The organism is Agrococcus sp. HG114 (assembly GCF_024723325.1).
In the GTDB taxonomy this organism is placed as follows: Bacteria; Actinomycetota; Actinomycetes; order Actinomycetales; family Microbacteriaceae; genus Agrococcus.
The window spans coordinates 1-8,784 of sequence record NZ_JANQCH010000095.1 but is presented as its reverse complement, the minus strand read 5'-3'; the positions used below and the strand labels follow the sequence as shown (position 1 = coordinate 8,784).

Annotated in this window: 14 protein-coding genes; 9 read left to right on the top strand and 5 right to left on the bottom strand. The window is 73.9% G+C overall.

Annotation, left to right across the window (positions count from 1 at the left end; translation table 11 throughout):
- The 3 genes from NWP09_RS09590 to NWP09_RS09580 form a co-directional block, all read left to right on the top strand.
- A partial coding sequence (locus NWP09_RS09590) for a deoxyribodipyrimidine photo-lyase (RefSeq protein ID WP_258275290.1) occupies positions 1-859 on the top strand: 859 nt, incomplete at its 5' end.
- A gap of 107 nt (positions 860-966) precedes the next feature.
- A complete protein-coding gene (locus NWP09_RS09585) occupies positions 967-1,257 on the top strand; it encodes a hypothetical protein (protein WP_258275289.1) in 291 nt (96 codons plus the stop codon).
- A 139-nt stretch (positions 1,258-1,396) separates the two neighbouring features.
- Positions 1,397-1,579 carry a hypothetical protein gene (locus tag NWP09_RS09580; RefSeq protein ID WP_258275288.1) on the top strand — a complete coding sequence of 61 codons (183 nt, stop codon included), beginning with the start codon at positions 1,397-1,399 and terminating at the stop codon, positions 1,577-1,579.
- A 66-nt stretch (positions 1,580-1,645) separates the two neighbouring features.
- Here the strand turns inward: NWP09_RS09580 and NWP09_RS09575 are convergent, their stop codons facing one another.
- The 3 genes from NWP09_RS09575 to NWP09_RS09565 are packed head-to-tail and all read right to left on the bottom strand — an operon-like array spanning position 1,646 to position 3,632.
- Positions 1,646-2,365: a hypothetical protein gene (locus NWP09_RS09575; protein ID WP_258275287.1), complete on the bottom strand. Its 720-nt coding sequence runs from the start codon at positions 2,363-2,365 to the stop codon at positions 1,646-1,648.
- A gap of 11 nt (positions 2,366-2,376) precedes the next feature.
- Positions 2,377-3,276: an ABC transporter ATP-binding protein gene (locus NWP09_RS09570; protein ID WP_258275286.1), complete on the bottom strand. Its 900-nt coding sequence runs from the start codon at positions 3,274-3,276 to the stop codon at positions 2,377-2,379.
- Positions 3,273-3,632, bottom strand: a complete 360-nt coding sequence (locus NWP09_RS09565) for a GntR family transcriptional regulator (protein ID WP_258275285.1) — start codon at positions 3,630-3,632, stop codon at positions 3,273-3,275. The genes NWP09_RS09570 and NWP09_RS09565 overlap by 4 nt, the downstream gene beginning before the upstream one ends.
- A gap of 197 nt (positions 3,633-3,829) precedes the next feature.
- Here NWP09_RS09565 and NWP09_RS09560 point away from each other — a divergent pair, with 197 nt between their 5' ends.
- The 4 genes from NWP09_RS09560 to NWP09_RS09545 all read left to right on the top strand — a co-directional run bounded on the left by NWP09_RS09560 (position 3,830) and on the right by NWP09_RS09545 (position 6,473).
- On the top strand, positions 3,830-4,504 hold the full coding sequence (locus NWP09_RS09560) for a hypothetical protein (protein WP_258275284.1): 675 nt from the start codon (positions 3,830-3,832) through the stop codon (positions 4,502-4,504).
- A gap of 247 nt (positions 4,505-4,751) precedes the next feature.
- On the top strand, positions 4,752-5,624 hold the full coding sequence (locus NWP09_RS09555; RefSeq protein WP_258275283.1) for a DUF72 domain-containing protein: 873 nt from the start codon (positions 4,752-4,754) through the stop codon (positions 5,622-5,624).
- 58 nt (positions 5,625-5,682) lie between these two features.
- Entirely contained in the window at positions 5,683-5,805 is a 123-nt protein-coding gene (locus NWP09_RS09550; protein WP_258275282.1) for a hypothetical protein, read from the top strand.
- 5 nt (positions 5,806-5,810) lie between these two features.
- A complete protein-coding gene (locus NWP09_RS09545) occupies positions 5,811-6,473 on the top strand; it encodes a DUF6766 family protein (RefSeq protein WP_258275281.1) in 663 nt (220 codons plus the stop codon).
- A gap of 70 nt (positions 6,474-6,543) precedes the next feature.
- Here NWP09_RS09545 and NWP09_RS09540 read toward each other — a convergent pair whose 3' ends face one another.
- Positions 6,544-6,786 (bottom strand): hypothetical protein, encoded by a 243-nt coding sequence (locus NWP09_RS09540; RefSeq protein ID WP_258275280.1) that lies wholly within the window; start codon positions 6,784-6,786, stop codon positions 6,544-6,546.
- Here NWP09_RS09540 and NWP09_RS09535 point away from each other — a divergent pair.
- Positions 6,785-6,919 (top strand): hypothetical protein, encoded by a 135-nt coding sequence (locus NWP09_RS09535; protein WP_258275279.1) that lies wholly within the window; start codon positions 6,785-6,787, stop codon positions 6,917-6,919. The genes NWP09_RS09540 and NWP09_RS09535 overlap by 2 nt on opposite strands.
- Before the next feature lie 109 nt (positions 6,920-7,028).
- Positions 7,029-7,430 carry a hypothetical protein gene (locus NWP09_RS09530; RefSeq protein WP_258275278.1) on the top strand — a complete coding sequence of 134 codons (402 nt, stop codon included), beginning with the start codon at positions 7,029-7,031 and terminating at the stop codon, positions 7,428-7,430.
- Here the strand turns inward: NWP09_RS09530 and NWP09_RS09525 are convergent.
- Positions 7,412-8,629 (bottom strand): MFS transporter, encoded by a 1,218-nt coding sequence (locus NWP09_RS09525; RefSeq protein WP_258275277.1) that lies wholly within the window; start codon positions 8,627-8,629, stop codon positions 7,412-7,414. The genes NWP09_RS09530 and NWP09_RS09525 overlap by 19 nt on opposite strands.
- Positions 8,630-8,784 lie beyond the last annotated feature (155 nt).

The window sequence follows — 8,784 nt, the reverse complement described above, 5'->3', positions numbered from 1 at the left end:
GGTCGAGGACGAGCCGCTGCCGGCGCCGCCCGAGACGACGGCCGAGCTCGCGTGGGCGAGCGAGGAGGGTGCGCTCGAGCGGTGGGCGGCGTTCCTCGACGGGCCGATCGACGACTACGACGAGGCGCGCGATCGCCCCGACCTCGACGGGACGTCGCGGCTCTCGATCGCGCTCAAGCTCGGCGCGGTGCACCCGCGCACGCTGCTCGCCGACCTCGACCGGGTCGCCCCGCGGCGCGGCCGGGCCGCCCAGCGGTCGCTCAAGCGGTTCCAGGCCGAGCTCGCGTGGCGCGAGTTCTACGCCGACGTGCTGCTGCACCACCCGAGCTCCGCGTGGCGCGACTACGGCGACCAGCTGCGCGGCCTCGTGCACGACGAGCCGGGCGCCCTGTTCGACGCGTGGCGCGAGGGTCGCACTGGCTTCCCGTTCGTCGACGCGGGCATGCGGCAGCTGCTCGCCGAGGGCTGGATGCACAACCGGGTGCGCATGGTGACGGCGAGCTTCCTGACGAAGGACCTCCACGTGTGGTGGCCGCACGGCGCGCGCCACTTCATGGAGCACCTCGCCGACGGCGATCTCGCCTCGAACAGCCACGGCTGGCAGTGGACGGCGGGCACGGGCACCGACGCCGCGCCCTACTTCCGCGTCTTCAACCCGGTGCTGCAGGGGCAGCGCTACGACCCGGCCGGCGACTACGTGCGCCGCTGGGTGCCCGAGCTCCGGCACGTGCCCGGCGCCGCGGTGCACGAGCCGTGGAAGGTCCCGGACGGACTCGAGCACGGCTACCCCGAGCGCATCCTCGACCACGCCGCGGAGCGGCGCGAGGCCCTCGACCGCCTCGCCGCGATCAGCGGCTGAGCGGGGCGCGCGCGATCCGCTCAGTGGCGATCCAGGTGCGAGGACGAGACTCGCCGTGCGGATCCAGCGGCGCCGGCCGGTGCCGCCCGCGGCAGGAGGGAGACCCGATGACCGACGCGACGCAGAGCGGCGACGAGGCGGTGCAGCCCGGCGGCACGACCGGCGCCGAGCACGACGGCGGCGCCCAGCAGGTGGCGGCCGAGTCGCAGGACGCGCTCGACGATGCGCTCGACGGCCGCTCGCCCTACGGCGCCGACCGCCCCATCGGCGGCGGCGCCGACGACCCGCTGGCCGGCTCCGGCGCTCCGGTCGCGGGCGCGGCCGAGCCCGAGCTCGGCGGTGCGGGCCGAGCGCTCGACGAGGCAGGCGAGGAGGACGAGGAGGTCGAGTCGCAGTAGCGGCCAGCCCGCTCGCCGCCGACCCAAGGGTTCGCTGAGGGAGTTTCGCCGCCGCGTCACAGGTTGGGGGACAAGACTGGAGGGCGCGGATCCAGCGGCGCCGGCCGGTGCCGCCCGCGACAGCTGGAGGGAGCTCCCGATGACTGACGCGCCCCAGACGGGCTCGATGGTGGCCATCCCGGAGGAGGCGCACGCCGTGCCGCCGCAGGGGGAGGGCATCGAGCCGAAGGGCGTCGCCGATGTGCCCGGCACGACGAGGCACCTCGACGCGGGCGAGCAGCCGCAGGGCGGTCTTCCCGACCAGGCAGACCCGCTCGGCTGACACGATGAGGGCCCGCCCCGAGCCGATGACGGCTCGCGGGCGGGCCATCGTGCGTGCCCGGCTGCGCTACCGCACCTGCGCGCGGCGCACGAGCGCGAGCCACGCGGCGGCGCCGGCGGCGCCGATCACGGCGACCACGCCCATCCACGTCGCCCACTCGACGCTGCCGAGCGAGCCGACGAACGCCTGGAATCCGGCCGACAGCAGCATGCCGGCGACGAACGCGAGGACGAGCAGTCCGAGGGCGATCCAGAAGACCCAGAGGAACGACTGGCCCCAGCGGTGGAACGCGGTCGTGATGGCGGCGCCGACGAAGCACACCGTGAGGATGACGAGCGAGGTCTGCACGAGCGTCTGCCACCACGGGCCGACGCCCGTGTAGTGGGTGTCGAAGAACCGCACGCCGAGGCCGAAGCCGCCGGTCGCGACCTCGACCACCTTGCCGACCGTGACGATCGTCGCGTAGAAGAGCGCGTTGCCGAGGAACACGAGCGCGGTGCCGATCGCGAACTCGCGGCGGGTGAGGCCGAGGCCGAGCGCGAGCGGGAAGTACTGCCCCATCGCCGTGAAGCCGAAGCCGATGAGCGGGCCGAGCAGGGCGAAGATCGCGCCGTTCCACTGCATGCCGACATTCATGCCGCGGCTGGCGTCGGCGCCGCCGACGCTCACGGCGATCGCACCGATGACGATCACGAGCGCGAGCGACATCGACATGATGATGAGCGGCCAGCCGATGGCGGCGAGCCGGTTGACGGTGTGGAGCTGGATGACGTTGCGGATGCGCACGGTCACTCCTCTCAGGCGTGCGCGACGGCGGTCGCGGGGTCGGTGGCGGATGCGTCGGCGGTCGTCAGGTGGACGAAGAGCGCCTGGAGGGAGACGGGGGCGATGTCGAGGCCCGCGTCGCGCGCGGCCTGCTCGTCGCCGTCGGCTGCGGCGATCGTCGCGGTCGCGAGGCTGCCGAGCGTCGTGCGCTCGAGCGGGTCGCGGCCGGCGAGGAACGCGTCGACGTCGGCGGTGCGGCCCGAGACGGTGAGCGCGGCGCCCTGCAGCTCGTCGGTGTCGGCGTCGAGCAGCACGCGCCCGCGGTCGAGGATCACCACGTGCTCGAGGAGGTTCGCGACCTCGTCGATGTGGTGCGTCGAGAGCACGATCGTGCGCGGGTGCTCGCTGAAGTCGGCGAGCAGCTCGTCGTAGAACATGCGGCGCGCGACGGCGTCGAGGCCGAGGTAGGGCTCGTCGAAGAACGTGAGCGGCGCGCGCGACGCGAGCCCCACGACGATCCCGATCGCCGAGAGCTGCCCGCGCGAGAGCTTCTTGATGCGCCGCTTCTCGGGGAGGGCGAACCGCTCGACGAGCCGGTCCGCGAGCGCCTGGTCCCAGTGCGGGTAGGCGCCGGCCGCGATGCGCAGCACGTCGACGGGGCGGAACGTGTCCGGGTACTTCTGGCTCTCCTGGATGAACGCGGTCCGCGAGAGCACCTCGACGTTCTCGACGGGGTCGGCGCCGAGCACGCGCATCTCGCCGCTCGTCGCGAACACCTGACCGGTGAGCAGCTTCATGAGGGTCGTCTTGCCCGCCCCGTTGCGGCCGAGCAGGCCGTGGATGCGGTGCTCCTCGAGCGAGAGCGTCACGCCGTCGAGGGCGCGCACCTCGGCGTAGTGCTTCGCGAGGTCTGTCGTGGCGATCGCGGTCATCGCGCTGCCTCCTTCTCGATCATGCGCGCGAGCTCCTCCGGGCGGATGCCGAGGGCGGTCGCCTCGCGCAGCAGCGGTGCGATGAACTGGTCCTGGAACGCGAGCCTGCGGCGCTCGCGGAGCGCCTCGCGGGCGCCGGGGGCGACGAACATGCCGATCCCTCTCCTCTTGATGAGCACGCCCGCGTCGACGAGGAGTCCGAGCCCCTTGCCGGCGGTCGCTGGGTTGATGCGGAGGAAGCCGGCGAGCTCGTTGGTCGAGGGCACCGGGCCGTCCTCCGGGTAGCTGCCGTCGAGGATCCCGTCCTCGATCTGCTCGGCCACCGCGACGAAGAGCGGCTTGCTGTCGTCGAGCACGCGGCCTCCTGGTGTGTGGGGTGTGTGGGGTGTGGGGGTCGGATGTGCGCACATCCGTCGAGCGCCGGGCGGGGGCCCGCTGGTTCATTACTCGACTAATGAACCACAGAGCCGCCGGTTCGTCAACGCTCGCCGCCGCGCCTCCGTCCCGCGGGTCGCCCCTCGCGCGGCGCGGGGCGGAGGACCACAGTGGATGCGTGGAGTTCCGTGACGACGCGGGCCCGGTTCCCGACCCCCCGACGATCGACGATGTCGCGCGCTCGTTCCCCGTGCCGCTCGTCGCGCTCGTGCCGCAGCCGTCGGTCCGCGAGTCGGGCGTGAGCACCACCTCCACCGTCTGGGGGAGCCGGCCCGTCGAGCTCGGGACCGCGGCGCTCAGCTACGCGGTGCTGTGGAACCCCGAGCAGCTCGACCACCCCGGCGACGCGACCGAGCTCGATCGCGAGCTCGAGGAGATGCTCGCGCAGCCGCCCGCGCTGCTGCAGCCCGACGCCGTCGAGCGCCTGAGCTGGGCGCCCTTCGCGAGCGTGCCGGAGGCGGTGCAGACGGCTCTGCCCGCGCCCGGCGCGGGGGCGGGCTCGCTGCCGCAGCGGCTCGCGCTCCACATGCGGCACGTGCTCTCGAGCAGCTTCCGCGCCGAGCGCGACCCCACGCCGCACGAGCCGGGCATTTTCGCGGCCGCGCCCGACGCGCGCGACGCGCGCGAGGCATCCGTCGTGGTCGACGGCGTCGAGCGGCCCGCCCTGACGATCGACGACGAGCACGTGCTCGGCCTCGGCGTCGACCTCGGCGACGCGATGGCGATCGTCGTGTGGCCGCGGCACCTGCTGCCGCTCGTGCGGCTCGAGCTCACGCGGCGGCCTCGCGGCTGACCCCCCCCGGCGCTCTGCGCCGCTCGCGGCCTGCGCCCGATGACGCTGAGCGGGCGTGCAGCCGCGCATGCCGCGCGAGCGCGCGCTCAGCCCCATCGAACGCGCGGCTTCCGGTGCCTGGCACGCGGCCCGCGGGCAGGTCCGGGGTGAATGGGAAGCCCGATCGGCCCGAGGGCGTAGGCAGCCGCCAGAGGAGCTCGAACCCTCGCTCAGCCCGATCGAACTCGCGGGTGCCACAGTGGCGGGCATGAGCCCCACGCGAGACTCGCCCTCCCGCCCGGCCGCCGGCCGCGCGCGCGTCGGCATCTCGGGCTGGCGCTACGCGAGCTGGCGCGGCGACTTCTACCCGGCCGGGCTCGTGCAGCGGCGCGAGCTCGAGTACGTCGGCGAGCGCATGTCGACGGTCGAGCTCAACGGCTCGTTCTACTCGCTGCAGCGGCCCGCGAGCTTCGAGCGCTGGCGCGACGCCGTGCCCGACGACTTCGTGTTCGCCGTGAAGGGCCCGCGCTTCATCACCCACATGCTGCGGCTCAGGGGCGTCGGGACGGCGATGGCGAACTTCTTCGCGTCGGGCGTGCTCGCGCTCGGGCCGAAGCTCGGGCCGGTGCTGTGGCAGCTGCCCGAGCGGCAGGCCTTCGATCCCGCGGTGCTCGGCGCCTTCCTCGCGGGCCTGCCGCGCTCGACGGGCGAGGCGCTCGAGCTCGCGCGCCGGCACGACGAGCGCATGGCGGGGCGGGCGTGGCTCGGCGAGGTGGCGGATGCGCCGCTCCGGCACGTGCTCGAGCCCCGGTCGCGCTCGTTCGAGGATCGCGCCGCGATCGAGCTGCTGCGCGAGCACGGCGTCGCGCTCGCGGTCGCCGACACGGCCGGTCGCTGGCCCCCGTTCGGCGAGGTGACGGCCGACTTCGCGTACGTGCGGCTGCACGGATCGCGCGAGCTCTACGCGAGCGGCTACACCCCCGACGAGCTCGACGACTGGGCCCAGCGCATCCACGGGTGGACGAGCGGCGCCGCCACGCCCGAGGGCCGTCCCTGCGACGTCTACGCCTACTTCGACAACGACATCCACGGGCACGCCCCGCACGACGCGATCGCGCTCGCGAGCCGCGTCGAGCCGTAGCGCATCGGCCCGTCGCCGCGTGCAGAGAACCGTCAGGCTTCAGAGGCATGCTCGCGCCATGAGCGACGACGAGAGCGAATCGACGGGCACCGCCGGCACCCGCGCGGTCTTCATCACGACCCTCGCGGTCATCGGCCTCGGCCTCCTGCTCATGATCGCCCTGCCGCTGCTGGGGCGGTGAGTCGGATGCGCAAGCACGCCCTCACGCTCGCGTTCGGCACGCTCTTCCTGCTCGCGCTCATCGGCCAGTCGATCGCCGGCTTCTTCGTCTTCAACGACGAGCAGGCCTCCCACGGCGAGGCGACGGTGAGCTTCGGCGAGTTCATCACGTCGTCGCACTTCGTCGTCGACGTCGCCGAGAACTGGCAGTCGGAGTACCTGCAGTTCTTCCTCTACATCCTCGTCACGATCTGGCTCGTGCAGCAGGGGAGCCCCGAGTCGAAGAAGCCCGGCGAGGAGGGCCTCGGCTCCGACGAGGAGCAGCTCGTGCACGAGCACGCGAAGCCCGCCTCGCCCGCGTGGGCGAAGGTGCGCGGCTGGCGCCACACGCTCTTCTCGAACTCGCTGCTGCTCACGATGGGCGCGATCTTCCTGCTGTCGTGGCTCGCGCAGTCGCTCGCCGGCCTCGTCGTCTACAACGACGAGCAGGCGCAGCACGGCGAGCAGCTCGTCGGCTGGGCGGAGTACGTCGTCTCGGCCGACTTCTGGAACCGCACGCTCCAGAACTGGCAGTCCGAGTTCCTCGCGGTCGGCAGCATGGTCGTGCTGTCCATCTACCTGCGGCAGCGCGGCTCGCCCGAGTCGAAGCCCGTCGGCGCCCCGCACGGCGAGAGCCACGCGACGGGCTGACCCCGGTCGGGGCAGCGGAGATCTCCGCGCCCCGAGCTGTACCCCAATGGGCTAGGCTCGAAGCATCCAGTCAGACCCAGTCAAGAACGCCGTCTACACGGAAGCGGACATCGACGAGATCCTCGTCCACCTCAACGCTCCCGTCGCAGGCTCGCCGAGCCTCATCGGTCGGAACTCCCGCTCGAACCTCGAGATCGCCCGTCTCATCCAGGGCTCCGGTCTCGCCTCCATCACCCTCGCCTGCCCGTCCGCTGACGGGGAGACCGTCGAGCTCGTCCTCGCCGACGACTCGTGGAGCCGGGCGGTGATCCATGCTTGAGCTCCTCGAGCCCGCTGTGTGGCTGACGGTCGGCATCACGGTCGCGTTCGTCGCCGTCGTCGTGGTCGGCGTCTTCGCCCTGCGCCGCTACATCGCGCGCCGCAACCCCGAGATCGACGCGTCCTGACCGTCTGCGCCGTCGCCCGCTGGGCCGACGGCGCTCGTGCCGACCCGGCGTCAGTGCCCGCACCTACCCTCCCCGTGAGGCGCATCCTGCGCCCACGGGGAGGTCTCGTTTGCACGACAGCGAAGCGGCAATCGTCGCCGAGTCGAGCGCGTGGGCCGGCTGGCCGCGCGCTGCCGCCGAGGCGTGGACCGAGGCGCTGCTCGCCTTCGAGCGCCACCGCATGACCTCGACGGTCTCGCCCATGCTCCTCCTCGCGCTCTGGCACGACTGGCGCGTGCGCCGCGCCCTGCCCGAGCTCGAGTGCTGGGCGGCGATGGCGGCGGCGTTCGAGCGCCACGGGGTGGGGGCGGATGCGTTCGCCCGCTTCCACGAGGCGGCGGGCGTCCCGCGCTGGTCGCCCGAGGCGGACTGCCGGAACCGGCGCTGCGCTGACTCTGCAGCAGCGGGCATGGAGCTGGGCGCCGCGCGCACGCCGTCGTCCGCTGGACCGGATCAGCGCCCGCGCGGGTAGAGCGCCATGACCGCCGCGCCGAGCAGCCAGACGGCGCCGGAGCCCGCGAGCAGGAGCATCGGGTCGACTCCGGCGAGCAGCCCCGCGACGGCGGTGCCGGCCGCAGCGGCGGCGGTGCGCAGCGCGGAGCCGACGGTGAAGACCTGGGCGACGACGGCGTCGGGGCTCTGCGTGCGCCGCAGCATCAGCATCGCGGCGGTCGGAGCGGCGGTGCACAGGCCGGAGACGGCGATGAGCGCGATCGTCCAGCCGAGCCCGAAGTGCAGCGCCGCCGCCATGGTCGCGAGGCTCGTCGCGGCGAAGCCGATCGCCATCGTCGCGGGCGGCGAGAACCAGTGGCCGCGAGCGGGCTCGAGCGCGGCGCCGACGAGGGCGCCGATCGCGAAGGCCGCGACGATCACGGCGCTGACCGCGGGGTCGCCGGTCGCCGCGATGGCGATCGGGATCGCGGCGATCGGCATGATGCCGCGACCGAACTCCACGAGCGTGCCGGAGGTCGTGACGACCGCGAGCGAGCGGCGGGTCGTGAGGGCGACGATGCCCGCGGCCATCGAGCGCCACAGCCCCTTCCGCTCGGTCTCGCGCGGCTGCATCGGCATGAGCGGGAAGGCGACGAGGGAGGCGAGCGCGATCACCGCCATCGCGACGAGCGCCGCGCGCGCGCCGAGCGTCGGCACGAGCGCGGCGACGATGGCCGGCCCCGCGACCCCGCCGACGTTGTAGCTGAGCGCGTCGAGCGCGTACGCGCGCCGCGCATCCGCCCCCGGGGGCGCGACGAAGCTCGAGAGCCCGCCGAAGCCGAACGGCGTCAGCAGCCCGCTGATGACGAGCGCGATCGCGACGAGCCACACGGGCACCGGGCCGAGCGCGGCGGTGATCCCGTAGGCGGCGGCGCATCCGGCGGCCGCGCTCATGAGCCACGCGCGCGGCCGGTGGGCGTGGTCGAGGATGGCGCCGACGAGCGGCGCGGCGACGATCGCGGGCACGAGCGCGAGCGCGGCGAGGAGGGCGCCCAGTGCGAGGTCGCCGGTGACCTGCAGGGTGAGGATCGGGATGGCGATCTGCGTGCCGCTCGCGGCGGTGCGGATCGGCACCGACGCGGTCAGCTGCCGCAGCCCCACCGCGCGCTTGCGCACGCCCGCCGCAGGCGCGGAGGCGTGCAGCACCGCATCGAGGTCGATGGGCCCGGTCTCCTGCACTCGTCAAGCATGCCGGTTCGAGCGCAGTGCACATGCCGGGGACGCGTGCGCGGGCGCGCGGAGCGCGTCGGCGGGTCCGCGCCTGGGCACGCGGATGCCGGGGACGTGCCCATGGGTGCGGGGCGCGGAGGCGCGGAGGCGCGTGGGTCGGCGGG